Source organism: Microbacterium sp. GXF7504 (assembly GCF_054798235.1).
Map to the genome: position 1 here is coordinate 618,670 of NZ_JBSJZI010000001.1, position 25,057 is coordinate 643,726.

Here is a 25,057-nt window from a genome sequence, read left to right on the forward strand (position 1 = left end):
GCGGCACGACCGTTCCGCGAGAATGACTGCACACCGCGCAGGAGGCTGAACCGATGACCGACCGCATCTCCATGGACTTCGAGCGTGTGGCGCAGACCGCGGCGAGCATCGCCGCCGCAGCCACCGCGATCGGGACGACCCTCGACCGCATGGATGCGACGCTCGCCGTGGTGGAGACGCAGTGGGAGGGCGACGCGTTCACGGCCTACCGGGCGGCGCGGATGCGGTGGGAGACGCAGATGCGGTCGATGCAGGGTGACCTCGCCGGTTACGCCGAGGTGCTCCGCGAGACGAAGTCGGCGCTGCAGCAGACCGAGGCGGATCTCGCCGAGTCGCTCTGACCGCTCGCCTGTCGCATGGTGCGGCCGTGAGCGACACGAGGCGACAGGTGAACCACCGGCGTGACCGCTCACCTGTCGCATGGTGCGGCCGCGAGCCGCAGGAGGTGACAGGCGAACCGTCGCGGGGTCAGCCCTCGCGGAGATCGGTGCCGTCGCCGAGCGAGGCGAGCGGCGTGGCGAGCCCGGCGCGGTACTGCGCGAGCGTCTGCGCGCCGGCGGCACCGGCATCCGTCTCCACCACGACCTCCTCGACGTTGCGCTCGAGTTGGGCGAGCGCGTCGCGGAGCGTGGTCATGATCGCGCGCGAGAGCGCCGTCCCGCCCGCGGCGGCCGCGCGCGGCGAGATCTCCAGCGACTCCAGCAGCCCGGTCGACGACACCGCCACCTTCACGTCGCCCTGCGGCGACCGTGCCGTCGCGCCCGTCTCGCGCAGCCGGGCGTCGAGCTGCGCGACCGCCTGGGCACGCTCCTCCGCCGCGGCGTAGAGCTCCTCCCGGGCGGCCATGTACTCCGCGTACTCGGGCGGGACGGAACCGTCGGGCAGGGACATCACCAGTTCTCCTTCACCGCCGTGTTGGCGCTCTGCACGATGCTGACGAGGTTGACCGCGCTGACGTCGAACGTCCGGGTCGCGGCACGGCCGAGCGCCGTGTCGATCGCGGTGACCCGCACCTCGAACACCTGGCAGAACTGGGTGAGCTTGCTCACGATGCGGTCGACGGCCATCATCGCCTCCTGGATCTTCTGGACCCACTTGGCGACCTGCGGCACCCGCTGCGCGATCTTCGCCGAGCACTGTCCCACGATCGCCGGGATGCCGAGCCCGAGCGTCGCGAGCGCCTCGGCGACCGCCTGGATGAGCATGCCGACGAGGTCGGCGATGATGCCCTTCACGATCTCGTAGACGACCTCGACGATCGTCGCCGCCACGCGCAGCCCGTTCGCGACGCCGGTGCAGGAGGCGCCGACGGTGTCGATCATCTCCTCGATGCCGGCCGCGGTCTTCGCGTACGTGTCGGAGGCCTGGCCCTCCCAGTCCGCCTGTAGGGCGGTGACGGCCTCGGCGTGCTCGCCGGCGATCTCGCGCAGCGACCCCGAGAGGGTGTCCCACGTCTCGGCCAGCGCCCGCACCTGGTCGGGGCTGCCGGTGAGCCCCTCGAGCTCCTCGTGCAGCGGCGACATGTGGTCCATGAGGAACGAGGCGCACGAGGACGCCAGCGTCGCGATGGGGTTGGCGATGACGCTCACGACGTCGAGCGCCGCCGAGCCCACGTCGATGATGCCGGAGACCGCGTTGCCGCTGCCGAAGTCCTCGGCGGCGGCGGCGATGTTGCCGGCGACCGGGGTGGCGTCCAGGACCGCTTCGAACGCGCCCATCTCAGACCGCCACGGTGGTCAGGCCGTCGATCTTGTTCCGCAGGTTCGCGTCCGCCTCGGTGTACACCTGCGACGTCCGCTCGATCGCCTCGCCCTCCCTGCGCACCGCCGCGCCCAGCGCCGCGAACCCGGCGAGCGCCTGCATCTGATGCGCCGAGACGATCGGCACGAGGAACGAGCAGATGAGCCCGAACGCCCGGGGCTGCAGCGACATGGCGGTCAGCGCGCTGCGGGAGACGTCCCCGATCCGTTCGCCCACCGCATCCAGTCGCTTGCCGTGCGCCTCGAGTGCGGAGATCCGCACGTCCACTTCCGTCATCGGTCCTCCTGTCCATCGGGCCGCCGGTCGCCCGGGTCCCCGTCATCCGTGTCGAGGTCCCGGACCGCGCCGGCGACGCGGTCGTACAACGCGTCGAGCCGGTCGCCGAGGGTCGTGTCGAACGACGTCACGTGCGGCTGCAGGACGGCCGCCCGCAGCGGCTCCCCCTGCTCCTGCACGTCGGCGATGGCGCGGCGGGTGGCCTCGAGCACGAACCCGGCGATCTCCTCGCCCGTGTGGTCGACGACGTCGTCGGAGAGCCGCACGTCGAGCACGATGCCGTGCTGGTCGACCGTCACGGTGGCCTCGCCGTCGTCGGTGCGTCCGATGCCGCGCAGGTTCGCGAACTGTGCGCCGAGCTCCGTCACGGCGTCCGAGAGTGCGACGGCGCGCTGGAGTTGCGCGCCGATCGCCGTCAGGAGTTCACCCGCTGTGTCCATCGCCGTGCTCGTCGCCCCCTCGGTCCCGCGGGGCGCGGCCGCCCTCGCTGAGGGGAGCCTAGCCGGGGGCCGGCGGCCCGATCCGGCTATCCACAGGCGGTGGGATCAGGCGGGTGCGACCGCCTCCGCGGCGGCACGGGCGGCGGCCGGGAGCGCGGCCACGATGCGTTCGAGCGCGGCGTCGTCGTGCGCGGCGGTGAGGAACCACGCCTCGTACACGCTCGGCGGCAGCGACACCCCGGCGTCGAGCATGCTGTGGAAGAACGCCGGGTAGCGGAACGCCTCCTGCGACAGCGCCTCGGCGTAGGAGTGCGGCACCTCGGGCGCGAACGCGACGCCGAACAGGTTGCCGGCGCGCGGCACGCTGTGCGGCACCCCGGCGGTCTCGAGCGCGCCGCCGAGCGCGGTCGCGAGCACGTCCGCAGCGGCGTCGATCCGGGCGTACACCTCGGGGGTCGCCAGCCGCAGGGTCGCCAGGCCCGCCGCGACCGACAGCGGGTTCCCGCTGAGCGTGCCGGCCTGGTACACCGGGCCGACCGGCGCGAGGTGGTCCATGATCTCCGCCCGACCGCCGAGCGCGGCCAGCGGCATGCCGCCGCCGACGACCTTGCCGAACGTGAAGAGGTCGGGGGTGTACGTCTCGCCCTGCTCCTGCTGCAGCCCCCAGAACCCGGCGGGGTGCACCCGGAAACCGGTGAGCACCTCGTCGAGGATGAGGAGGGCCCCGTGCGCGTGCGCCAGGTCGGCGAGGGCGGCGTTGAAGCCGGGGAGCGGCACGACGACCCCCATGTTCGCGGCCGCGGCCTCGACGATGACGGCGGCGATCCGCTCGCCGTGCTCGGCGAACACCGCCTGCAGCGCGTCGAGGTCGTTGTAGGGGACGACGAGGGTCTGCGCGACGATGTCGGCGGGGACGCCGGCGGATGCGGGCAGCCCGAGCGTCGTGACGCCGGACCCGGCCGCGGCGAGCAGCCCGTCGGAGTGCCCGTGGTAGTGCCCGGCGAACTTCACGAGCAGGTCGCGGCCGGTGAACCCGCGGGCGAGGCGGATCGCGGTCATGGTCGCCTCGGTGCCGGTCGAAACCAGGCGCACCTTGTCGACCGGCGCCGCGTCGCCGACGCGGACGCGCCGGGCGATGACCTCGGCGAGTTCGACCTCGCCCTCGGTGGGGGCGCCGAACGACAGTCCGCGGGCGGCGGCCTCCTGCACGGCGGCCACGACCTCCGGATGCGCGTGGCCGAGAAGCGCCGGACCCCAGCTGGCGACGAGATCGACGTAGTCGGTGCCGGCCGCATCCGTCACGGTCGCGCCGCGGGCGGACGCGAGGAAGCGGGGGGCGCCGCCGACCGAGCCGTAGGCGCGCACCGGTGAGTTCACACCCCCGGGGATGGCCGCCTGCCCGCGGGCGAACAGGTCGTCGTTGCGGTCGGTCATGTCGGCCTCCATCAGAGGGATTCGCGGAGCCAGGCTGCGGCCTCGACGGCCCAGTAGGTGAGGATCGCGTCGGCACCCGCGCGACGGATGCCCAGCAGCGCCTCGGTGATCGCGCCGCGGCGGTCGATCCAGCCGTGCGCGGCGGCGGCCTCGATCATGGCGTACTCGCCGGACACCTGGTACGCCCAGACGGGCACGTCGACCGACGCCCGCACCTCGGCGAGCACGTCGAGGTAGGGCAGCGCCGGCTTCACCATCACGACGTCGGCGCCCTCGTCCACGTCGAGCAGCGCCTCGCGCACGCCCTCCCGGGCGTTGCCGGGGTCCATCTGGTAGGTGCGGCGGTCGCCCTGCAGCTGCGAGTCGACGGCCTCGCGGAAGGGGCCGTAGAACGCGCCGGCGTACTTGGCGGAGTAGGCGAGGATGAGCGTGTCGGTGAAGCCCTCGGCGTCGAGCGCGGCGCGCACGTGGCCGACCTGGCCGTCCATCATCCCGGACAGGCCGAGCAGCTGCGATCCGGCACGCGCCTGGGCGAGCCCCATCGCCGCGTAGCGCTCGAGCGTGGCGTCGTTGTCGACCGCGCCGTCCGCGGTGAGGACGCCGCAGTGGCCGTGGTCGGTGAACTCGTCCAGGCACAGGTCGGTCTGCACGACGAGCGCGTCGCCCACCTCCGCCTGCACGGCCCGGGTCGCGACGTTGAGGATGCCGTCCGGGTCGTCCGCGCCGGAGCCGCGGGCGTCACGCTCGGCGGGCACGCCGAACAGCATGATCCCGCCGACACCGGCCTCGGCCGCATCCGTCGCCGCGCGGCGGAGCGAATCGAGCGAGTGCTGCACGACCCCGGGCATGGACCCGATCGGCATCTGCTCGGTCAACCCCTCGCGGACGAAGAGCGGCAGCACGAGCTGCGACGGCACCAGGTGCGTCTCTCGGACGAGCCGGCGGACCGCCGGGGACTGCCGGAGCCGACGGGGACGGTGGACCGGGAAGCTCACGGCCGGAACTCGTCCGCGGCGTGCGGCAGCGCGAAGTGCGACACGGCGTCGATGAGGGCGTCGACGGTCTGGCGGTCGGCGACCACGTCGACGTCGAGGCCCGCCTGGCGCGCGTCCTTGGCGGTGCGCGGACCGATCGCCGCGATCACGGTGCCCTCGGGGATGTTCGGGAACTGCAGGTACACCTGCTCGGCGACCGAGCCGCTGGTGACGAGGATCGCGTTGATGCGGCCGGTCTCGACGTCGTGCGCGATGCGCTCCGTGACCGGCACCCCGACGGTGCGGTAGGCGACGACCGAACGGACCCGGTGACCGGCCTCGACGAGCCGCTTCGTGAGCACGGGCTTCGCGATCTCGCTGCGCAGGGTCAGGATGTCGCGGGGCTCCGGCTCCAGCTCGATGAGCTGATCGGCCATGCCCGCAGCCGAGTTGTCGCGGTCCGGGACGAGGTCGACCCGGTAGCCGGCCGCCTGCAGCGCCGCGGCGGTCGTCTCACCGACGGCGGCGACCTTGGTCGAGGCGGGGATCTTCGCCCGGTACGCGAAGAGGACGTCCACGGTCGTGGCGCTCGTCACGGTGAGCCAGTCGAACTCGCCCGCGGCCAGGTCGGCCAGGGCCTTCTCGAGGGTGGCGATGTCGTTCGTGGGCGCGAAGTTGATCAACGGTGCCACGACGGGCACGGCGCCCTGGGCGCGGAGGGATGCGGCGACGCCGTCGCCCCACGGACCCCCGCGGGGGACCAGGACGCGCCAGCCGGCGAGCGGCTTGGGGTCGTGCCGGGTGGAATCTGCGTGCATCAGGTCGGCTTTCATGATGAGACGTCTGCTGCTCCGCGTTCGAGCAGTTCACGGGCGACGTCTTCTCCGGTGCGCCGAGCACGCGTTTCCGGGTCCGCGTCGCCGGCAGCAATCGCACCATTGCCGCTGCCTGAGGACTCAGCATACCCGCCGATCAGGGGAATGGTCCGATCCATCCCCACCCGGGCGGCACCGTCCAGCGCGTAGACGACCGCACGCAGTCGCAGCAGGTCGTCGCGGACCTCCGCGTGCACCCCGACGGGCGCGTGACAGCCGGCCTCGAGCCCGGCGAGCACGGCGCGCTCCGCCGCGACCGCGATCCGGGTCGGCAGGTGGTCGAGCCCGGCGACCGCCTCGCGGAGCTCGGCGGGTGCGTCCTCCCTGATCTCGACCGCGAGCGCGCCCTGCCCCGGGGCGGTGGGCCACTCCGCGAGTCCGAGCGGTTCGCCGTGCAGGTCGCGCGCGAGTCCGCCGATGCGGGAGAGCCCGGCGGCGGCGAGCACGACCGCATCCAGCTCCCCCTCCCGGACCCGACCGAGACGGGAATCGATGTTGCCGCGGATGTCCTGCGTGCGGACCCGGTGGTTGCGGATGCGCACCTGGGCGATGCGCCGCGGCGAGCCGGTGCCGATCACGGCGTCCGCCGGGAGTTCGTGCAGCGGCACCCCGTCGCGGGTGACGACGACGTCGCGGGCGTCCTCCCGCTCGGGGATCGCGGCGATGACGAGGCCGGGGGCCTGGGCGGTCGGGAGGTCCTTCAGCGAGTGGACGAGCACGTCGCACTCCCCCGCCAGCAGCGCCTCGCGCAACCGGGTCGCGAACACGCCCGTGCCGCCCAGCTGCGACAGGGAGGCGCGGTTCACGTCGCCCTCGCTGGTGATGAGGACGAGCTCGACCGGCTCCCCCGCGGCCTCGGCCAGCGCGTCGGCGACCTGCTGCGACTGCGCGGTCGCGAGGGCGCTCCGGCGCGTGCCGAGCCGGATCACGCCAGCACCTCGGGGACCGCGGAGGTGGGGATGCGGCGGCCGGTGTAGAAGGGCACCTCCTCCCGCACGTGGCGGCGGGCGTCGGTGTAGCGGAGATCGCGCATCATGTCGACCAGGTCGGTGAGTTCGTCCGCCTCCATCGGCAGCACCCACTCGTAGTCGCCGAGGGCGAAGCTCGCGACGGTGTTGGCGGTGACACCGGTGAACGCGGCGCCCTTGCGGCCGTGCTCGGCCAGCATCCGGCGGCGCTCCTCCTCGGGCAGGAGGTACCACTCGTAGCTGCGGACGAACGGGTAGACGACGAGCCAGTCCTTGGGGGCGATCCCGCGGAGGAAGCCGGGCACGTGGGCGCGGTTGAACTCGGCGTCGCGGTGCACGCCCATCGCGTTCCAGGTCGGCAGCAACGGCCGCAGCAGCTCGGTGCGGCGCAGGCGCCGCAGGTCGCGCTGCAGCGCCTCGGCCTCGGGACCGTGCAGCCAGATCATGAGGTCGGCGTCGGCGCGCAGGCCGCTCACGTCGTAGAACCCGCGCACGGTGGTGCCGCCCTGCTCGATGAGGGTGACGAGTTCGGCGAGTTCGGTGTCGTCGGTCTCCGTGACGGCGTGGTGCGGGTCACGGCGGAAGACCGCCCAGAGCGTGTACTGCGCGACGGAGTCCTCGGAATGGGTCATGGTCCCAGTCTCGCCCCGGCGCGCGGAACGGCCAAACGGCGCCGGTTTCCGCTCAGCGGGTGTAGAGGCGGACGGCACCCCAGACGACGACGCCGACGGCCGCCGCCACGCCCACCACGAGTGCCGCCGCGCCCGCCGGGTTCTGCCGCGAGAAGTGGCGGAACCGGGCCGCCTTCTGCTCGACGGCGCGGTTGGCGCGCTTGGGGAGGTTGCCCTTGACCTCGATCGCCGCGAGCGTGGCCTTCAGCTCCGCCCGGGCGCGCTCGACCGGGTCGGTGATGCCGAGCGGCACGGCGGTGCGGGGGACGGGAAGCTCAGAACTCATCGCTGGTGACCTCCTTGACGGCGCGGACGTCCTCGGACACGGATGCCACGGGGTTGCCCTTGCCGATGCGCTTGAACCGGAGCAGGCCGAGGAGCGCGAGTCCGACGGCGATCAGGAGCATCGCGCCGAACACGACGAGCGCCGAGAGCCACACCGGCCACCAGGACGACAGTCCGGCGATGACGAACGTCCCGAGGGCGGGGATGGACCAGAACAGGATGAACAGCGCACCCAGCACCCATCCCACGCCGATGCCGGCGTTCTTCGCGGTCGCCGCGGCCCACTTCTTCGCCGCGTCCAGTTCGGCGACGACGAGGTTGCGCACCAGCTCGGGGATCTCGCCGATGAGGGTGAGCAGCCCCTCGTCGGCCTTGTCGCGGAATCCTCGGGGTGTGGTCATGTCACTTCCCGGCGTCGGTGGAGCGCGCCTTCGACGCCGCCTTCTTCGCGGTGGAGGTCGCCGCCTTCGCGGTGGTCTCCGCCGCCTCGGCGACGTCCTCGGCCGCATCCTCGCCCGCGTCGATCGCGGCGTCGAGGCGCTGACCGACGGTGCCCTTCGTGGTCGCCGCGGCGGTCACCTTCTTCGCGCCCTTCCACAGCGTGGTGGGCAGCGCCATCAGCGCGGAGGCGCCGAGGGATTCCATCTTGGTGACCTGCTGCTGCACCGGGTCGAGGTTCCAGACCTTCTGGGCCGCGCCCTTGATCTGCTCGTAGCGTTCGCGGCCGGCACGCGTGCCGAGCACGTAGCCTGCGGCCAGACCGATGATGAGTCCTGCTTTGCCCCTCATGGGGTCTCCTCACGCTGGTGTCGGTGGAGCGGAACGATGGCTCTCACAGTAGTGCCATATGCCGCTACCGGCATCCGGTTGACAAACCCGGCGTCCCCTGCGACCTTCGACGCCGCGTCGGCGAGGCGTCACTCGGCGCCGGAACCGTCCCAGAGCGCGGACCGTCGGGCGGCGACGGTCTCGGCGATCGCGTCCGGGATCACCTGCGCGAGGCCGGTGCCCGACAGCCACGACCCGACTGCGGCCAGACCCGGCACGGCGCGGACGGCGGCGCGGTCCGCGGCGACCGCGGCCGCCCGGCCGCGCACCGACGCCGGCTGCGACTGCTCGAACCGCTGGCGGTGCGCGCCGCGCAGCCGCGCGGGGTCGAGCCGCACGCCCAGCATCCGACCGGCATCCTCGAGGGCGAGCGCGAAGGCGTCCTCGTCCGACAGGGACGCGGTGACCGGGGCCTCCTGCTGCGTGCCGAAGGAGACGCGGACCGCGTGCACGCCGGGCCCGGCTGCGCGTGCCGCCCAGTGCCACTTCGCGGTGGTGTGCGTGAGCGCCTTCGCGGCGAACGCGCCGGGCACCGTGAGCACGCCGGTGCCGCGGGGCGCGCCGTCGAGCTCCGGCGCGTCGAGCACGAGGGTGACGATCTCGAGGACCGGCGGCGCGCCGGCCGCGGGGGCGAGCGCCGGCACCACCGGGGACAGGAGGCGTCGCGCGGTCGGCTCGTTGGTCGCGACGACCACGACGTCGGCGTCGAGCCGCGCCGCCTCGTCGGCGCCGGGCGGCACCGCGTCATCCGCGAGGTGCACGGTCCACCCGGCGGCGGCGCGCTCCAGCCGATGGACCGGACTGCCCAGACGCACGTCGACCCCGAGGTCGTGCAGTCGGACCGCCAGGGCGTCGACGAGGCGGGTCATCCCGCCGTCGATCCCCTCCACCGCGCTGCCGGGGGCCGCGGTGCGACCCGCGCGCAGCTGGCCGACCGCACCGCTCAGCGACCCCGCACGGGTGAGGGCGGCGTTCAGGCCGGGGGCGGCCGCATCCACGTCGATGTCGTCGGGCCGGGTGGAGTACACGCCCGCGGTGACCGGGGCGACGAGCCGGTCGAGCACCTTCTCGCCCATGCGCGTGCGCACGAGGTGGCCGAGGCTGTCGTCGTGGCCGATGGTCAGCGGCGGGCGCAGCCGGTCGAGGTAGGCGCGCCACGCGCCGCCCCAGCCGATGATGCGGCGCACCGACGGGTCCCACGGGTTCTCGGGGATGCCGAGGAGTCCGCCGCGCGGGAGCGGGGCCGCGCCCACACCCGGGACGCCCGCGACCCAGGCGCCGAGCGGCTCGGGGGCCACCACGGCGTCCTCGAGCCCCAGCTCGGCCAGGAGTCGCCGCACGTGTCCGCCGCGGGTCGCGAACGCCTCGGCGCCGACGTCGAGCCGGAGTCCGCCGACCTCGGCGCTGCGGATCGCGCCGCCGACGCGGTCGCCCGCCTCCAGGAGCGTGACCGACATGCCGAGCTTGCCGAACTCGAGCGCGGCGACGAGACCGGCGACGCCGCCGCCGACGACGGCGACGCGGATGTTGTGGGCGTGCGAGGCGAGGGCGTCGAGCTCGGTCATGCGCCCGCCCCGTGCACGCGCTCGACGATGCGGGTGAGCACGGCCGGGTCGGTGTCCGGCGGGACGCCGTGGCCGAGGTTCACGATGTGCGCGCGGGCGGCGCCGCCGCGGCGGAGCACGTCGTCCACGTGCGCGGACAGCACGTCCCACGGGGCGCGCAGGAGCGCCGGGTCGATGTTGCCCTGCACGGTCACGTCGTCGCCGAGCACGGTCACGGCTTCGTCGAGCGGGGTGCGCCAGTCGACGCCCACGGCGTCGGCGGTGTCGCCGAGGCGCATGTCCGCGAGCAGGTGTCCGGTCCCCACGCCGAAGTGGATGCGGGGCACCCGGGCGCCGGCGAGCGCGCGCTGCGAGTGCGGTGCGACGAACGCGCGGTAGTCGGCCACCGACAGCGACCCCGCCCAGGAGTCGAACAGCTGCACGGCGGCGGCACCCGCATCCGTCTGCGCCTGCAGGAACGCGGCGGACACCTCGGCGAGCCAGCCCGCGAGCGCGTGCCACGCGGCCGGGTCGGCGTGCATCATGGCGCGGGCGCGCAGGTGCTCCTTCGACGGACCGCCTTCGACGAGGTACGCGGCGAGGGTGAAGGGTGCGCCGGCGAAGCCGATGAGCGGGGTGTCGCCGAGCTCGGCGACGACGGCGGCGACGGCCGCGCGGATCGGACCGGCGGCTGCGGCGACCTCGCCCGGGTCGACGGCGGTGACGCGGGCGACGTCGGATGCGGTGCGCACCGGGTCGGCGAAGACGGGGCCCCGGCCGGGCTCGATCTCCACGTCCACACCGGCGAGCCGCAGCGGCACGACGATGTCGCTGAAGAAGATGCCCGCGTCCACGCCGTGCCGGCGCACCGGCTGCAGCGTGATCTCGGCGGCGAGGTCGGGGGTCAGGCAGGCGTCCAGCATCCGGGTGCCGACCCGCAGTTCGCGGTATTCGGGCAGCGACCGGCCGGCCTGTCGCATGAACCAGACGGGCGGGCGCTCGGGGCGTTCGCCGCGCAGTGCGCGCAGCAGCGGGGATGCGGTGGACACTCCCCCATCCTCGCACCGCCCTCCTCCGACCCGCCTGGACCGCCTGGCCCGCCTGGACCGCGAGACTGCATCTGCGCGCCGAGACAGCGGGGTAACCCCGCGGTCTCGGCGGTACGTTGCAGTCTCGCGGCCCGGGAGCCCGTTCAGGGGCCGCGCAGGAGGGGGCGGCGTACACTGGGTGACCGTGCTGCTGTGCGTGAGCGCGAGTCATAAGACCGCATCCTTCGACCTCCTGGAGCGGCTCAGCGCACCCCCGGCACAGATCGCGCCGATGATCGCGTCGCACCACGAGTGCGTGCAGGGCGCGGTGGTCGTCGCCACGTGCAACCGCTTCGAGGCCTACGTCGACATGGACGAGCCGGTGACCGCCGCCGAGACCGTCGGGGTCGAGGCCGCGCTCATGGCGATCGAGTCCGCCACCGGCGTCAGCCCCACCGAGCTCGACGGCGCCTACCGCGTCATCGCCGGACCGGCCGTCGCCGAGCACCTCTTCTCCGTCGCGGCCGGGCTCGAGTCCGTCGTGGTCGGCGAGGGCGAGATCGCCGGGCAGGTGCGGCGCGCACTCACCGAGGCCCGCGCCGAGGGCACCACCTCCGCCGAGCTCGAGCGCCTGTTCCAGCGCGCGTCCGAGGCGCAGCGCGACGTGAAGAACACCACCGCGCTCGGCCGAGCCGGCCGATCGCTCGTGCGGCTCGGCCTCGACCTCGCGTCCAGCCGCGTCACCGACTGGGGGATGCTGCGGGTGCTGCTGGTCGGCACCGGCGCGTACGCGGCCGCCACGCTCGCGGCGCTCCGCGACCGCGGCGTCGCCGACATCACGGTGTACTCCCCCTCCGGCCGCGGCGAGCGCTTCGCGCACAAGCACGCGATCGACTTCGTCGAGGCGGAGTCCTACCCCGCCGCGGCCCGTCGTGCCGACCTCGTCATCACCTGCACCACCGCGGAGCACCAGGTGCTCGACGCCGCGATCCTCGGCGGCGGGGCGGATGCGGTCGCCCACTGCCCCGTCGGCACGACCGTGCCGCGTCGGCTCGTGATCGACCTCGGCCTGCCGCGCAACGTGAACCCCGACGTCGCCGGCGTCCCCGGGACCGAGCTGCTGGACCTGGAGACCATCCGCCTGCACGCGCCGCTCGAGGAGCTGCAGGCGACGGACGCGGCCCGCGCCCTCGTGCAGGACGCCGCCCGCCGATTCCTCGTCGCCGGCGAGCGCCGCGCGGTCGCCCCGGCGGTCACCGCGCTCCGCCGCCACGCCTTCGACGTGCTCGAGGAGGAGATCGCACGCGCCCGCGCGAAGGGCGACGACGGCCGGGTCGAGCAGGCCCTCCGCCACCTCGTCGGCAGGCTGCTGCACACCCCCACCACGCGGGCGCACGAGCTCGCCGAGGACGGCCGCGCCGCCGAGTACGTGCAGGCGCTGGAGGCGCTGCTCGGCATCGAGGTCGACGAGCCCGCCGACGACGACACCATCGCACAGGACCTCGCGGGCTGAGACCGGCGGGCCGACCGCCGCGACACACCGCACATCGGTATCCGGTGCGTGCCAGGCTGGAGGCATGGCACTGCGCATCACCGACGACCCCGCGTCCGACGAGCTCCTCTCCGAGAACCCGCTCGCCCTGCTCATCGGGATGCTGCTGGACCAGCAGGTGCCGATGGAGACCGCGTTCGCCGGTCCCCGCAAGATCCTCGAGCGCACCGGCACGATGGATGCGGCCGAGATCGCCGCGTCCGACCCGCAGGCCTTCGCCGCCGCGTTCTCGCAGACCCCGGCCGTGCACCGGTTCCCGGGTTCCATGGCCGCGCGGGTGCAGGCGCTGTGCGCCGCGGTCGCCGAGGACTGGCACGACGACGCCGCGGCGATGTGGACCGACGGCGACCCCGACGGCCGGGAGGTGCTGCGCCGGCTGAAGGCGCTCCCCGGATTCGGAGACCAGAAGGCCAGGATCTTCCTCGCCCTGCTCGGCAAGCAGTACGGCTACACCGGCGCCGGGTGGCGCGAGGCCGCGGGCGCGTACGGCGAGGAGGGCTCGTACCGCTCCGTCGCCGACATCACCGGCCCCGAGTCGCTCGCGCGGGTGCGCGAGACCAAGCGCGCGGCGAAGGCGGCGGCGAAGGCCGCGAAGCCCTGAGCGCGTCGCTAGGGTGACGGCATGCCGATCCGTGAGCCCGCCGCATCCGTCACGCTCGAGGGCGTCGAGCTGCGGGTGCTGCACATCCCGCTGGTGAGCCCGTTCACCACGTCGTTCGGCACCGAGACGGTGCGCGAGGTGATCGTCGTGCGCGCCCTCACCGCCGACGGCGACGGATGGGGTGAGATCGTCACGCAGGCCGCCCCGTTGTACTCCAGCGAGTACACCCGGGCGGCCTGGGACGTCTCGCTGCGCTGGCTCGTCCCGGCGCTCCTGGACGCGCACACGCTCGCGCCGGAGGACGTCGCAGCGACGCTCCGCCCCTTCGTCGGGCACCGGATGGCGAAGGCCGGGCTCGAGCTCGCGGTGCTCGACGCGGCGCTCCGCGCGCAGCGGCGCTCGCTGGGTGAGTACCTCGGCGCGGTGCACGACCGGGTGCCGAGCGGTGTCTCGGTCGGCATCCAGGCCGACCCCGCCGCGCTCGTGCGCACGGTCGGCGCGTACCTCGACGAGGGGTACGTGCGCATCAAGATCAAGATCAAGCCAGGACGGGACGTCGCCGAGACCGCCGCGGTGCGCGACGCGTTCGGCGCGATCCCGCTGCAGGTCGACGCGAACTCCGCCTACACGCTCGCCGACGCCGACGTGCTCGCCGAACTCGACCGCTTCGACCTGCTCCTCATCGAGCAGCCGCTGCAGGAGGATGACATCGTCGACCACGCGGCCCTCGCCGCGGGGCTTCGCACACCGGTCTGCCTCGACGAGTCGATCACCTCGGCGAAGGCCGCCGCCGACGCGCTCGCGCTCGGCGCCACCTCCGTCATCAACATCAAGGCCGGGCGGGTCGGCGGGTACCTCGAGGCCGTCCGCATCCACGACCTCTGCCGGGATGCGGGGGTGCCGGTGTGGTGCGGCGGGATGCTGGAGACCGGCATCGGCCGGGCGGCGAACGCCGCGCTGGCCGCACTCCCGGGCTTCACGCTCCCGGGCGACGTGTCCGCATCCGACCGCTTCTACGCGCGCGACATCGTGACCGAGCCCGCCGTGCTCGAGGACGGGCACGTGCGGGTGCCGACCGGCCCGGGCCTGGGCGTCGAGATCGACCTCGCCGCGCTGGACGGCTTCACGGTCGCCCGCGAGACCCTGCGCCGATGAGCCGAAAGGCCGACGGGTAGAATCGTGGGATGCCGCGGCGCCCGTCCGCGCCGCCCTCACCCGCTCTCATCCGACCATTGGAGCCACCGTGGCCGAGCAGTCCCGTCTCGACAAAGTCATCGCCCTCGCCCGTCACCGCGGGTTCGTGTTCCAGGCCGGTGAGATCTACGGCGGTTCCCGCTCCGCATGGGACTACGGCCCCCTCGGCACCGAGCTGAAGGAGAACATCCGCCGGCAGTGGTGGCAGACCTTCGTACGCGGCCGCGGCGACATGGTGGGCCTGGACTCCTCGATCATCCTCCCCAAGCGCGTGTGGGAGGCCTCCGGCCACGTGGCCACGTTCACCGACCCGCTCGTGGAGTGCCTGCACTGTCACAAGCGGTTCCGCGCCGACAACCTCCTCGAGGACTTCGAGGCACGCAAGGGCCGCGCCGCCGAGAACGGCCTCGCCGACGTGCCGTGCCCCAACTGCGGCACCAAGGGCCAGTACACCGAGCCGAAGGCGTTCTCCGGCCTCGTGAAGTCGTACCTCGGCGTCGTCGACGACGAGTCGGGCCTCCACTACCTCCGCCCCGAGACCGCGCAGGGCATCTTCGTGAACTTCACGAACGTGCTCACCGCGAGCCGCAAGAAGCCCCCGTTCGGCATCGGCCAGGTGGGCAAGTCGTTCCGCAACGAGATCACCCCCGGCAACTTCATCTTCCGCACGCGGGAGTTCGAGCAGATGGAGATCGAGTTCTTCACCCCGCCGGCCGAGGCCGACGAGTGGTTCAAGCACTGGGTCGAGGCCTGCTGGAACTGGTTCATCGACCTGGGCGTCGACCCGGAGAACATGCGCCGGTACGACGTGCCCGAGGAGGACCGCGCGCACTACTCGGCCGGCACGATCGACGTCGAGTACCGCTTCGGCTTCCCCGGCAAGGAGTGGGGCGAGCTCATGGGCGTCGCCAACCGCACCGACTACGACCTCTCCAGCCACGCGGAGGCGTCCGGCCAGAAGCTGTCGTACTTCGACCAGGCGTCGGGCGAGACCTACACCCCGTACGTCATCGAGCCGTCCTTCGGGCTCACCCGGTCGATGATGGCGTTCCTCGTCGACGCGTACGTGGAGGAGGAGGTGCCGAACGCGAAGGGCGGCACCGACACCCGCACCGTGCTGAAGCTGGACCCGCGCCTCGCGCCGGTGAAGGTCGCCGTGCTGCCGCTGAGCCGCAACGAGCGGCTCTCGCCGCTGGCGCGCAAGGTCGCAGAGGACCTCCGCGGCCACTGGAACGTCGACTTCGACGACGCCGGCGCCATCGGCCGCCGGTACCGCCGTCAGGACGAGATCGGCACGCCGTTCTGCGTGACCGTCGACTTCGACTCGCTCGAGGACGACGCCGTCACCGTCCGCGACCGCGACACGATGGGCCAGGAGCGGGTGCCCCTCGAGGGCCTGCACGCCTACCTCGCGGAGCGGCTGCGGGGCGCCTGACCGGGGCTTTCCCGGACACCGGCGCGGGTTGCCCACAAGCCCCCGCAGGTGAGCGCGCGTCCGCGCTAACGTCGGAGGCACACCGTTCGAGGAGAGCACCGTGCCCGTGATGTCGCCCGTCGCCGTGACCCTGTGGGCGGGCGCCGCCCTGTTCGCGCTCGCGATCGTTGGCGCGTGGCATGTCTGGTACGCGCTCGCCCTCAGCCGGGTGTTCGCCGCCCGTGACACCGAGCCGTGGCGTGCCTGGGTCCCCGTGCTGAACGAGGCGGAGGTACTGCGTCTCGGCCGCGAGGACCCGGTGAAGGCGGCGCTGCTGCTGGTCCCCCTGGTGAACCTCTACGCGATCGTGCTCAAGGCGGTCGCGGCCGCACGGATCGGCCGCGCGGACGAGCGCCCGGACGGGCTTGTCGCGCTCGCCGTGCTGCTGCCCCCGCTGTGGGCCACCCTCCTCGCCGCACCCCGGCGAGAGCAGGCGCGCACACCGCTGCCCGTCCCCGCGGGGACGCGCGCACCCGCGCGCGGTGCCGGCGCGCGCCCGCAGGCGGCGGAGCGTCCGTCCTCTCCGCCACTGCCGCCGGCGGCCCCCGCGCCGACCGCAGCGGCTGCGGCGTCCCCCGCGCCGGCTGCCCCCGTGGCGCCCGCGCCCGCTGCGGCCGCCCCTGCGACATCCGCACCCGCTCCGGTCGCCCCGCCCGCACCCCCTGCACCGGCTGCGGCGGCCGCTGCGCCGCCCGTGCCGTCCTCCGCCGCTCCGGCCTCCGCCGTGCCGGCCGAGGACGCGCAGCCGCTCACCCGCCGCGCGGCCGCCCGCCGCCGTGCCGAGGTCGACGACGCGACCGCGATCGTCCGCGCCCCCGCGGGCTGGGAGCTCGTGCTCCCCACCGGCGACGCGGTCGCGCTGACCGCCCGTGTGATCGTGCTCGGCCGCAATCCGCAGCCCGAGGGCGACGCGCAGGTCGTCGCGGTCTTCGACACCACGCGGACCGTCTCGAAGCGGCACGCACGCCTGGAATGGACCGGTCGCGAGTGGACCGTCACCGACCTCGACTCGACGAACGGCGTCACGCTCGCCGGCGACGCGGAGGATGTGGGCCGCACCCCCGCCGCGGGAGTGGCGACGCCGGTCGCCGAGCGGTTCCGTCTCGGTGACGCGGTGCTGCGCCTCCGTCGCGTCGGCTGAGCTCAGTCCTCCGCCGCGGGCTCGCCGTAGAGGCCGCCACGGCCGGCCGGGGTCGTGCCGATCGTCCCGCGCCGCCGCGCCGCCGCCGCGCCGAGCGCCCCGACCGCGCCGAGCAGCACGAGTCCGCCCACCGCGGCCGCCCCGCCCCACGCGATCGCGGCCGCGTCGGCGGGCGGGCGGTCCGCCACGACGAGCGGCGCGGCGGTGGCGTCGTCCCGGGCGGACGCCGCATCCGCCCCGTCGGGTCGTTCCGGACCGCGGATGCCGGGGCCGGGCGCGAGCATGATCGCGTCGTACGGCTGCACGACGCCCCATCCGGCGGCGTCGTCCCGCGCGTCGGGGTCGGCCCGCACGGCGCTCGCCTGCAGCCGGTAGGCCCATTCCGCGGGGGTCTCGTCCGGGTGCGCGGCGGCCACGAGCGCCGCAGCGGCCGCCACGTACCCGCTCGCGTAACTCGTCATCGGCACGTCGGGGGCGAAGAAGCAGTCCCCACCCGTCACCGCCGTGGTGAGCACCATCTGTCCGGGTGCCGCGACGGCCACGTGGGGGCCGTGGATGCTCGCGTCGCCGACGACGCCGTCGAGGTCGGACGCCGCCACGCCGAGTGCACCGAGGTCGCCCGCCGGGTACCGGGGGCCGTCCTCGCGGGCGTCCTCGTCGACGGCGATCGTGCCGTCGCGGTTGCCCGCGCTGCCCACGACGAGCGAACCGCGCGCGGTCGCGTACGCGACGGCCTCGGTGACGGCCGGGTCGGCGGCCGGTGCGCTCAGCGAGACGTTGATGATCTGCGCACCCTGGTCGGCGGCGTACCGGATGCCCTGTGCGAGCCGTTCCGTCGTCGGCCCGAGCCCGGCCTCGCGCTGCTGCTGCTCGACCCCGGCGTACACGCGGACGGGCAGCACGGCGGCCTCGGGGGCGAGTCCGACCACGGCCGATCCGGCGATCTCCCGCGCCGCGATCTGGCCGGCGATGGCGGTGCCGTGGCCGTAGTCGTCGGTCCGTCCGGCGGGATCGGCGCCGTCCGGGACCAGGTTCGTCCCGCCCGTCACCGCCCCGGTGAGGTGCGGATTCGAGCCGACGCCGGAGTCGACCACGGCGACCGTGACGCCGGCGCCACGCGTGACACCCCACGCGAGGTCGCGCTGCAGCATCTGCAGCGCGGGCGCCTCGCGGTCGATGCGGGTCGACCCGTCGCACTCTCCGCTCGTCTCCGCGTGCGCGGGGACGGCGATCCCGAGCAGGAGCATGCCGAGCACCGCCCCGGCGGCGACCGCTCTGCGGGTCATCCGTCGTCGCCCCGGCCGGGCGACGTGCCTGCCGCCTCCTCCGTCAGCGCGGGACCGGTCTGGAACAGCGCGATCCAGCCCTGCGGCGCGGCGCCGGCGTCGTCCATGTCGTACCCGAGCCGGTTGACCGTCTCCTCGGTCGCGCCCGGGACGGGGAACGCGGTACCGGTCTCGTCGACGAGGGTGAGGATGCCGGCGCGCTGGTCGCCCCGGCCGCCGGCGTCGACGAGCGCGCCGCGACCGGCAGCGACCTCGACGCCCGGGGCCACCGGCGTCTGCGCGTCCTGTCCGGCGAGGAGCGTGCGGCCGCCGGGGACCGAGCCGTCGAGCACGGCGCACGGCCGCTGCTCGGCCGGCAGCGCGGTGAAGCCGTCGGCGGGCCAGTCCGCGCCGCCGGCGGCGGTGGCCGCCGACGGGATGTCGGCGATCGCGGAGGAGCTGACCTCCACCACGCCCTCGAGCTCCGCGCCGTCGCCCAGCTGGTAGAGGCGCCAGGCGAGCGGGGTGAGGTCGGCGAGGGTGCCGTCCGGGAGCACGAGGAGCCGCTCGTCGTCCGGGGTGCTGCGGATGTGGACCACGTCGCCGACGCGCAGGTCGGTTCCGTCCACCCGCTCCCCCGCGGCGTCGACCGTGATCGGTTCCAGCGGCGTCCCGGCCACGAAGAGGTTGAGCCACTGCGCGGACACCTCGACCGGGCTGAGGGCGGTGATGCCGGCGGCGCGGAGCACCGCGTCGGAGGCGTCGGCCGCGACCGGGAACGCGCGGTCGCCCGCCACGATGTAGCGGTCGCCGTCGACCTCGACGACCACCGCGCCGTCGGTCGTGCGAGGGGCCTTGCCGCCGACGCGCACGGCGAGGTCGACGTCGTCCGTCACGCACGCGCTCCAGCCGCTGTTGCGCAGCCGGTCGGGTGCCGGGAGTTCGTCGGGGGCGCCGACGATCCCGAGCGTCTCGCCCACGCTGACCCCGGCGAGGTTCTGCTGGTCGGTCGTGATGACCTCGAACCCGCTCGCCGGCAGGAGCAGCCTGGCGCTCGCGGTGTTGATGACCGGATGCAGCCCGCCCTCGATGGTCACGAACCGCGCCCCGGTGTCGGAGACGAGGATGAGTTTGCCGTTGTCCCAGCCGGAGGGCAGTCCCGGCCGGATGAGTCCGTAGAACACGCCGACGAGCACGACGCCCACCGTCAGCGCGATCGCCGCGATGACCGCGCGAAGCGGCGCCGTCGGTTCGAGCTCCTTGCCGCCGGGCGCCCCGCTGACGAACGCCGTGAGGAGCCGTCGGCGGGAGAAGTTCTGCGCCTCGATGAGGTCGCTCTTGGTCGCCATCGGCGATCAGGCCCATCCGGCGACGACGGCGCCGAGTGGCAGGAGGAGCGCGAGCACCACCAGCTCGGCGGTGTCGGCGAGGCGGGTGAGCCGCATCCGGGCGCGCGGCGACAGGATCGTGAGCGTGACGACGATCGCGGTGGCGACGGCGACCACGACCGTCAGCGCGACCCGCAGGTCCGGCTGGGCGAAGGCGACGGTGAGGCCGGTCGCCGCGAGTCCTGCGGTGCCGACGCCCATCACCGCGAGCACGCTGGCACGCGAGTACGCCTGGCGCGACGGGAACATCATGACGAGCGAGGCCAGCAGGCACAGGGCCGCGCCGACCGCACCCTCCGTCGCGACGAGGGGGATGGCCGCGAGCAGCACGAACCCGGATGCGAGCCGCAGGCACACCAGCATCCGCCGCCCCCGTGCCGCGCGGCGCCGGACGTCCTCGGGATCGATCGGCACCGGATCGGCGAACATCTCCGCGTCGCTCTGCGGCGAGATCACCCGGATGCGGGTGGAGCTCAGCACGAGCCACGGCAGTGCACCGCCGAGCGTGCCGATCACGGCGATCGTGAGCGCGTACACCGTGGCCTCGGCGCCGGGCATGAGCGCGGCGATGCCGGAGGACACCGCGAGCACGGCCGCGACGACCAGCGGGACGAGCTGCACCTCGGCGTCGGCCGGCATGAGCGCCATCGCAACCCCGGCGCACACGAGCGCGGCGAGCCCGGCGAGCGCGAGCGGCGCACCCCAGAGCGAGCCGCCGACCGGGCCCGCGAGGTAGCCGGCCAGGCCTGCGAAGACGGCGGCGGCGATGCCGAGCCCGTGCCCGGCCTCGTGCTGGCCCATGCGGGCGACGACCGCCGCGACCACGAGCAGGACGACGGCTCCGCCCCCGGCGATGAGCGGGCCGAGACCGAGCCCCGGACCGACGGCGAGGAGCAGCACGGCGCAGACGCCGAGCAGCGTGAGACTCGCGGCGAGCGCGGTGCGGGCGTTGTCCTGCGGGCTCCACGGCCGCGCCTGCTCGGCGGTCGCGTCGATGACCGCCTCGACGATGTCGTCGTACACGCGCGGCTGGGTGACCAGCCCGCCGCGTGCGAGGGTGAGCACGTCGCCGTCCTCCACGCCCTGCGCCGCGGCGCCCTGGGCCGGGTCGAGGGTGCGTCCGTCCGCGGTGACGAGCGCGTAGCCGTTCGTGGTCATGGTGGGGTCGAGCACCCCGAGCCGGCGGGCGAACCCGGGCATGAACTCGATGAGCGGCACCTGGGCGGGCACGCCGATGTCGAGCCTCCTGCCCTCGCTCTGGATCGAGATCCGCAGCAGTGAGCGTGACGTGGCGATCGTCTGGACCACGATGCGGATCCCCCTCGAGTTTCGACCGGACGCGGTGACGGACACGGTGCGAGCGGTCAGTCTAAACCGCCGCCTCCGCGCCACCTCGCCGACGGGCGGCCACCCTGTGGACATGTGGCTTCCGTGAGAGAACTTTCATCCACAACCGGGCCTTTCCGTCGTCACAGCGGAATTACCACACCTAGCGTGGAACGCGGTAGGCCCGGACGACCTGCTCCGCCCGAGGTTATGCTCGGCGGCCATCACGACCCATCGCACAGGAAGAGGGGGATGTCGTGGCAGATGTGATCTCCGCCGAAGAGGGCGCGCTCAAGCGCGGCGCCGAGGCAGTCAACACCGCGAAGGCGGGAATCGACCAGCAGGTGAAGAAGGTGCGCGGCGAGATCGAACAGGTCGCCGGGTTCTGGACGGGTGCCGCAGCCGGCGCCTACACCCAGCTCATGCAGCGCTGGAACGAGGAGACGACGAAGCTCAACGAGGTGCTCGTCTCGCTGGAGGACGCGCTGAAGGGCACCGAGCGCGACCAGGCCGCGTCCGAGGAGTCGCACCAGCAGACCATCGCCGGCCTCACCTCGATGATGGGCTCCTGACGCCGTCGGCGCAGGCGAAGAAAGGATTCCGATATGCAGTCCATGTCCGTCCGCCCCGAGCAGGTCATCGCCCTCGCCGGGCAGATCCGCAACGGCGCCGCGGGGATCAAGTCCCAGCTCGAGCAGCTCGAGTCCGAGGTCGGCAAGCTCCGCGCCTCCTGGAACGGTGAGGCGCAGAACTCCTACGACGAGGCCCAGCGCAAGTGGGCCCAGTCGCTCACCGCGCTCCAGGCTCTCCTCGAGCAGATCTCCTCGAAGACCGAGCAGATCTCGCAGGGCTACGTCTCGACCGACAAGTCCGCCGCGGGACGCTTCGCACTCTGACCGACACATCCCGCCGGGCCGGGGTCGTGATGCTCGCATCCGACCCCGGCCCGCACCCGGTTCCACACTCCACGGGGGAAGACGCACGATGATCAACGTCGCAGCCATCGGGTACGACCTGACGATCCTCGCCAAGAACATCAAGGCGATGCAGGACCAGGCCGCCGAGTTGCCCGCCTCGAGCGAGGTCCGCGAGGTGGAGGGCGGCGGCAGCACCCCCGGTCAGCAGAACTGCACGGCGCGGCTGAAGGAGGTCTCCTTCCGCCTGGCGACCATGATCGAGGGCGTCCGCGACTTCGTCGCCCAGAACGCCGACACCCTGAACGCGGCCGCGGAATCGCTCGCCGAGACGGATGCCGAGGGCGACCAGGCCGCATCCCGGGCCACGATCTTCCTCGAGTCCGCCATCACCACCGGACCCGGGAACGGCGGGTCCCGGTCGTCCGGGTCGACGGGCGCGTCCGGCTCGGGGACGTCGGCGTCCGGCGCCGACGGCGGCGGCACGGCGAACGACCTGTGATCGGGCATCGCACACGGGCGCGGCGCACCCCCCGCGCGACGGCGACGGGCGCGGCGCTCCTGGCCATGGTCCTCGGCGCGGGGGCGGCACCCGCCGCCGCCACGACCACGGGCGATGAGGGCCAGTGGTGGTACGACCTGTACCAGGTCGAGACGAACCACGCCGAGGGGTGGACCGGCGAGGGCGTGAAGATCGCGGTCATCGACACGCAGATCAACCCCGACCTGCCGGTGTTCGCGGACGCCGACCTGACGGTCGGCGAGTCGCTGTGCGTGGGCCGTGAGCCCGCCACGACGGAGTTCAACGCCGGCTCGCAGCACGGCACCAACACGACCGCCCTGCTCGTCGGGAACGGCGAGGGCGCCGCCGGCATCCGCGGCATCGTCCCGGATGCGGAGGTGCTCTTCCTCGGGTACGGCAACGAGCCGGAGGGCTCGCAGAACAACACGTGTCAGACGCCGCCCGAGGCGGGCGGCATCAGCCAGCTCGGCTGGGGCCTGCGCCAGGCGATCGACGCCGGTGCCGACATCGTGAACATGTCCTTCGGGCTGGGCCCCCTGGTCGGCGAGGAGACGAGCGACGCCGAGGTGGTCGCCGAGGCCGTGGCCCGCGGCATCGTCCTCGTCGGCGCGGTGCCCAACCCGGGCGAGTTCGACACCGCCCAGTTCTTCCCGTGGGGCTACCGGGGCGTGGTCGCGGTCAACGCGATGAACCGCGAACGCGAACTGCCGATCAACACCACCTGGAACATCCCCAACAAGGTCTCCGGCACCACGGTGGTCGCCGCCGGCCTCGACTTCTCCATCCTCGGCACCGGCGGCGACTGGAACGCGGTCGGGCACACCGGCGGCACCTCCCTCGCGACCCCGCTCGTCGCGGGCATGCTGGCCGCGACGAAGCAGAAGTACCCGGAGGCGACCGGGAACCAGCTGCTCCAGTCGCTGATCCACAACACCGGCGCGGACGACCACGAGCTCGCGTTCGACGACGAGAGCGGCTTCGGCTACGGACTCGCGTCGCTGAGCCACATGCTGCGGGTGGATCCGACGCAGTACGACGACGTGAACCCGCTGCTCGACAAGAGCTACTCGACGGCCTCCACCGGCGAGCCGACCGACGAGCAGTTCGCCGCAGCCGCCGCGGCGCTGGAACCCACCGAGGAGCCGTCGAGCGAACCCGCTGCGGGCGCGGGCGACGCCGGTGACACCGGCGGGTCCGGAGCGGTGGTGGCGGTGATCGCCGTGGTCGCGGTGGTCCTGGTCGCCGGTGTCGTCGTCACCGTCGTCATCTCGAGGAAGAACCGCACCCAGCGAGCGAGGAGCACGCAATGAGCAACTGGGAAGAGCAGCTACGGGCGATCGCCGAAGGCAAGGAGTGGGACCTCCCGCACGCCGGGCAGGCGAGGACCTCGCTCGACCAGCTGCAGACGCTGCTGAAGACCGTCTCCTCCGAGCCCGGTCTGGTCGGTTCGGCGGGCGACGAGGCGAGCGCCTCATTCGATGACGCGCGCACCGAGACGCAGAAGCTCATCGACTACCTCACCGACGACCTCCCCAAGGCGATCACGCGGGTCAACGAAGCGCAGGCCACCGCGAAGGAGGCGTTGCAGCGTCTCGGCGCCGGCTCGCTCAGCCCCGAGCAGACCGCCCTCATCCGCGGTGCCGAGATCGGCGCCACGGTCGTGGTCGGCCCGGTCGCGGTCGTGGTCGGGGAGGGCGCGATCTCCGCCCTCAACAACTTCTTCGGCAACAAGCGCGAGGAGGAGGCGCGAGAGGCCGTCCGCGCCGTCACCGCCGAGATCGACGCTGCGCGCGCGGAGATCCCCGATCCGCCGAGCTCCTACTTCACCGACGCCGACGACCCACGGAACCCCGGTGGTCCCGGCGGCCCCGGCGGGCCCGGCGGCCCCGGCATCCCCACCGACAGCTTCCCGCAGTTCCCGGGCCACGACGCCCCGGTCGGCAACGGCGGGACGGGCTATGCCGTCATCACCGGCACCGGGCAGGTCATCGACAATGGGACGCCCACCGACATCACCATCCCCCGTCCCCCCGGGGTGCCCGTGGTCATCCCGACCCCCGAGGGCCCCGTGACCGGCACCCCCGGTACGGGTGGGATCGGTGGGATCGGGGGTGGCGCCGGAGGCCTTCTCGGCGGCGGCGGCATGACCAGCGGCCTCATCGCGGGGGCCGGCGGCGCGGCGGCGCTCGGCGGTCTGGGCAAGCTCTCCAGTGTCGGCGCGGCTGCGATCGCGCGCCTCACCGGGGCGGGCGGCGCCGGTGGGATGGCCGGCGTCGGCGGTGTCGGCGGCACGGGCGGCCTGCGCGGCGGCGGACTTGCCCCGAACGCGGGCACCGGTTCGGGCGGCCTGCTCGGCGCACGCGGCATGGCGGGCGCGGCGGGCGGCGCCGGCGGCGCGGAGGCCGGACGCGGCCCCGGCGGCATGGTGGGCGGCGGCGGCCAGGGCGCCCAGGGCGCCCGCGGCACCGGTTCGGAGCGCAAGCGCGGACGCGGTCGCGGCCTGGGTGGGCCGATCGCCCCGCGACTCGAGGACGACGAGGAGTTCGGCCCGCTGTCGGAGAACGCGGGCGCGGGCGGCCGCGACTGACGTGGGCG

General features: G+C 73.9%; 28 protein-coding genes. 11 read left to right on the plus strand and 17 right to left on the minus strand.

The window, feature by feature from the left end; all coding sequences use genetic code 11:
- Nucleotides 1–53: 53 nt before the first annotated feature.
- On the plus strand, nt 54–341 hold the full coding sequence (locus tag ACWAUO_RS02895) for a WXG100 family type VII secretion target (RefSeq protein WP_460772893.1): 288 nt from the start codon (nt 54–56) through the stop codon (nt 339–341).
- A gap of 127 nt (nt 342–468) precedes the next feature.
- Here the strand turns inward: ACWAUO_RS02895 and ACWAUO_RS02900 are convergent, their stop codons facing one another.
- From ACWAUO_RS02900 to hemE, 14 genes are all read right to left on the minus strand, one after another.
- Nucleotides 469–891, minus strand: coding sequence for a YbaB/EbfC family nucleoid-associated protein (locus ACWAUO_RS02900; RefSeq protein WP_460772894.1), 423 nt, complete (start codon nt 889–891; stop codon nt 469–471).
- On the minus strand, nt 891–1,718 hold the full coding sequence (locus ACWAUO_RS02905; protein WP_460772896.1) for a WXG100 family type VII secretion target: 828 nt from the start codon (nt 1,716–1,718) through the stop codon (nt 891–893). Before ACWAUO_RS02905 ends, ACWAUO_RS02900 begins: the two co-directional genes overlap by 1 nt.
- Before the next feature lies 1 nt (nt 1,719).
- The gene (locus tag ACWAUO_RS02910; RefSeq protein WP_460772897.1) at nt 1,720–2,037 is read right to left on the minus strand and encodes a hypothetical protein; all 318 of its coding nucleotides are present in this window, start codon (nt 2,035–2,037) and stop codon (nt 1,720–1,722) included.
- Nucleotides 2,034–2,477, minus strand: coding sequence for a YbaB/EbfC family nucleoid-associated protein (locus ACWAUO_RS02915; protein WP_460772899.1), 444 nt, complete (start codon nt 2,475–2,477; stop codon nt 2,034–2,036). Before ACWAUO_RS02915 ends, ACWAUO_RS02910 begins: the two co-directional genes overlap by 4 nt.
- Before the next feature lie 105 nt (nt 2,478–2,582).
- Nucleotides 2,583–3,911 carry a glutamate-1-semialdehyde 2,1-aminomutase gene (gene hemL / locus ACWAUO_RS02920; RefSeq protein ID WP_460772901.1) on the minus strand — a complete coding sequence of 443 codons (1,329 nt, stop codon included), beginning with the start codon at nt 3,909–3,911 and terminating at the stop codon, nt 2,583–2,585.
- 11 nt (nt 3,912–3,922) lie between these two features.
- A complete protein-coding gene (gene hemB, locus ACWAUO_RS02925; RefSeq protein WP_460772902.1) occupies nt 3,923–4,906 on the minus strand; it encodes a porphobilinogen synthase in 984 nt (327 codons plus the stop codon).
- A complete protein-coding gene (locus ACWAUO_RS02930; protein ID WP_460772904.1) occupies nt 4,903–5,703 on the minus strand; it encodes a uroporphyrinogen-III synthase in 801 nt (266 codons plus the stop codon). Before ACWAUO_RS02930 ends, hemB begins: the two co-directional genes overlap by 4 nt.
- Before the next feature lie 11 nt (nt 5,704–5,714).
- Nucleotides 5,715–6,689 (minus strand): hydroxymethylbilane synthase, encoded by a 975-nt coding sequence (gene hemC, locus ACWAUO_RS02935; RefSeq protein ID WP_460772905.1) that lies wholly within the window; start codon nt 6,687–6,689, stop codon nt 5,715–5,717.
- Nucleotides 6,686–7,360: a hydrogen peroxide-dependent heme synthase gene (gene hemQ, locus ACWAUO_RS02940; protein ID WP_460772907.1), complete on the minus strand. Its 675-nt coding sequence runs from the start codon at nt 7,358–7,360 to the stop codon at nt 6,686–6,688. The genes hemC and hemQ overlap by 4 nt, the downstream gene beginning before the upstream one ends.
- Nucleotides 7,361–7,412: 52 nt before the next feature.
- Entirely contained in the window at nt 7,413–7,685 is a 273-nt protein-coding gene (locus ACWAUO_RS02945) for a hypothetical protein (RefSeq protein ID WP_460772908.1), read from the minus strand.
- Entirely contained in the window at nt 7,675–8,085 is a 411-nt protein-coding gene (locus ACWAUO_RS02950; protein ID WP_460772909.1) for a phage holin family protein, read from the minus strand. Before ACWAUO_RS02950 ends, ACWAUO_RS02945 begins: the two co-directional genes overlap by 11 nt.
- Nucleotide 8,086: 1 nt before the next feature.
- Nucleotides 8,087–8,473, minus strand: a complete 387-nt coding sequence (locus ACWAUO_RS02955; RefSeq protein ID WP_460772911.1) for a hypothetical protein — start codon at nt 8,471–8,473, stop codon at nt 8,087–8,089.
- A gap of 128 nt (nt 8,474–8,601) precedes the next feature.
- Nucleotides 8,602–10,077 (minus strand): protoporphyrinogen oxidase, encoded by a 1,476-nt coding sequence (hemG, locus tag ACWAUO_RS02960; protein ID WP_460772913.1) that lies wholly within the window; start codon nt 10,075–10,077, stop codon nt 8,602–8,604.
- Nucleotides 10,074–11,105 (minus strand): uroporphyrinogen decarboxylase, encoded by a 1,032-nt coding sequence (hemE, locus tag ACWAUO_RS02965; RefSeq protein WP_460772914.1) that lies wholly within the window; start codon nt 11,103–11,105, stop codon nt 10,074–10,076. The genes hemG and hemE overlap by 4 nt, the downstream gene beginning before the upstream one ends.
- 184 nt (nt 11,106–11,289) lie before the next feature.
- Here hemE and ACWAUO_RS02970 point away from each other — a divergent pair, with 184 nt between their 5' ends.
- The 5 genes from ACWAUO_RS02970 (at nt 11,290) to ACWAUO_RS02990 (ending at nt 17,046) form a co-directional block, all read left to right on the plus strand.
- Nucleotides 11,290–12,597: a glutamyl-tRNA reductase gene (locus ACWAUO_RS02970; protein ID WP_460772916.1), complete on the plus strand. Its 1,308-nt coding sequence runs from the start codon at nt 11,290–11,292 to the stop codon at nt 12,595–12,597.
- A gap of 64 nt (nt 12,598–12,661) precedes the next feature.
- Nucleotides 12,662–13,237 carry an HhH-GPD-type base excision DNA repair protein gene (locus ACWAUO_RS02975; RefSeq protein ID WP_460772918.1) on the plus strand — a complete coding sequence of 192 codons (576 nt, stop codon included), beginning with the start codon at nt 12,662–12,664 and terminating at the stop codon, nt 13,235–13,237.
- 21 nt (nt 13,238–13,258) lie between these two features.
- Entirely contained in the window at nt 13,259–14,392 is a 1,134-nt protein-coding gene (gene menC / locus ACWAUO_RS02980; protein WP_460772919.1) for an o-succinylbenzoate synthase, read from the plus strand.
- 88 nt (nt 14,393–14,480) lie between these two features.
- Nucleotides 14,481–15,866, plus strand: a complete 1,386-nt coding sequence (locus tag ACWAUO_RS02985; protein WP_460772921.1) for a glycine--tRNA ligase — start codon at nt 14,481–14,483, stop codon at nt 15,864–15,866.
- A gap of 109 nt (nt 15,867–15,975) precedes the next feature.
- Nucleotides 15,976–17,046 carry an FHA domain-containing protein gene (locus ACWAUO_RS02990; RefSeq protein WP_460773285.1) on the plus strand — a complete coding sequence of 357 codons (1,071 nt, stop codon included), beginning with the start codon at nt 15,976–15,978 and terminating at the stop codon, nt 17,044–17,046.
- A 2-nt stretch (nt 17,047–17,048) separates the two neighbouring features.
- On the opposite strand, the gene ACWAUO_RS02995 is transcribed toward ACWAUO_RS02990, so the two are convergent.
- Genes ACWAUO_RS02995 through eccD form a run of 3 tightly spaced genes read right to left on the minus strand, consistent with a single transcriptional unit; the run spans nt 17,049 to nt 21,007 of the window.
- Nucleotides 17,049–18,332: a S8 family serine peptidase gene (locus ACWAUO_RS02995; RefSeq protein WP_460772922.1), complete on the minus strand. Its 1,284-nt coding sequence runs from the start codon at nt 18,330–18,332 to the stop codon at nt 17,049–17,051.
- Complete coding sequence (gene eccB, locus ACWAUO_RS03000; protein ID WP_460772924.1) at nt 18,329–19,660, minus strand: type VII secretion protein EccB; 1,332 nt, start codon at nt 19,658–19,660, stop codon at nt 18,329–18,331. Before eccB ends, ACWAUO_RS02995 begins: the two co-directional genes overlap by 4 nt.
- Before the next feature lie 6 nt (nt 19,661–19,666).
- A complete protein-coding gene (gene eccD / locus ACWAUO_RS03005) occupies nt 19,667–21,007 on the minus strand; it encodes a type VII secretion integral membrane protein EccD (protein WP_460772926.1) in 1,341 nt (446 codons plus the stop codon).
- A gap of 275 nt (nt 21,008–21,282) precedes the next feature.
- Between eccD and ACWAUO_RS03010 the strand changes: the two genes are divergently transcribed.
- The 5 genes from ACWAUO_RS03010 (at nt 21,283) to ACWAUO_RS03030 (ending at nt 25,049) form a co-directional block, all read left to right on the plus strand.
- Entirely contained in the window at nt 21,283–21,597 is a 315-nt protein-coding gene (locus ACWAUO_RS03010) for a WXG100 family type VII secretion target (protein WP_460772928.1), read from the plus strand.
- A gap of 33 nt (nt 21,598–21,630) precedes the next feature.
- Entirely contained in the window at nt 21,631–21,921 is a 291-nt protein-coding gene (locus ACWAUO_RS03015) for a WXG100 family type VII secretion target (protein WP_460772929.1), read from the plus strand.
- Nucleotides 21,922–22,009: 88 nt separating this feature from the next.
- Nucleotides 22,010–22,441 (plus strand): hypothetical protein, encoded by a 432-nt coding sequence (locus ACWAUO_RS03020; protein WP_460772931.1) that lies wholly within the window; start codon nt 22,010–22,012, stop codon nt 22,439–22,441.
- Nucleotides 22,438–23,772, plus strand: a complete 1,335-nt coding sequence (locus ACWAUO_RS03025) for a S8 family peptidase (protein ID WP_460772933.1) — start codon at nt 22,438–22,440, stop codon at nt 23,770–23,772. The genes ACWAUO_RS03020 and ACWAUO_RS03025 overlap by 4 nt, the downstream gene beginning before the upstream one ends.
- On the plus strand, nt 23,769–25,049 hold the full coding sequence (locus tag ACWAUO_RS03030; protein WP_460772934.1) for a hypothetical protein: 1,281 nt from the start codon (nt 23,769–23,771) through the stop codon (nt 25,047–25,049). Before ACWAUO_RS03025 ends, ACWAUO_RS03030 begins: the two co-directional genes overlap by 4 nt.
- Nucleotides 25,050–25,057: the final 8 nt, after the last annotated feature.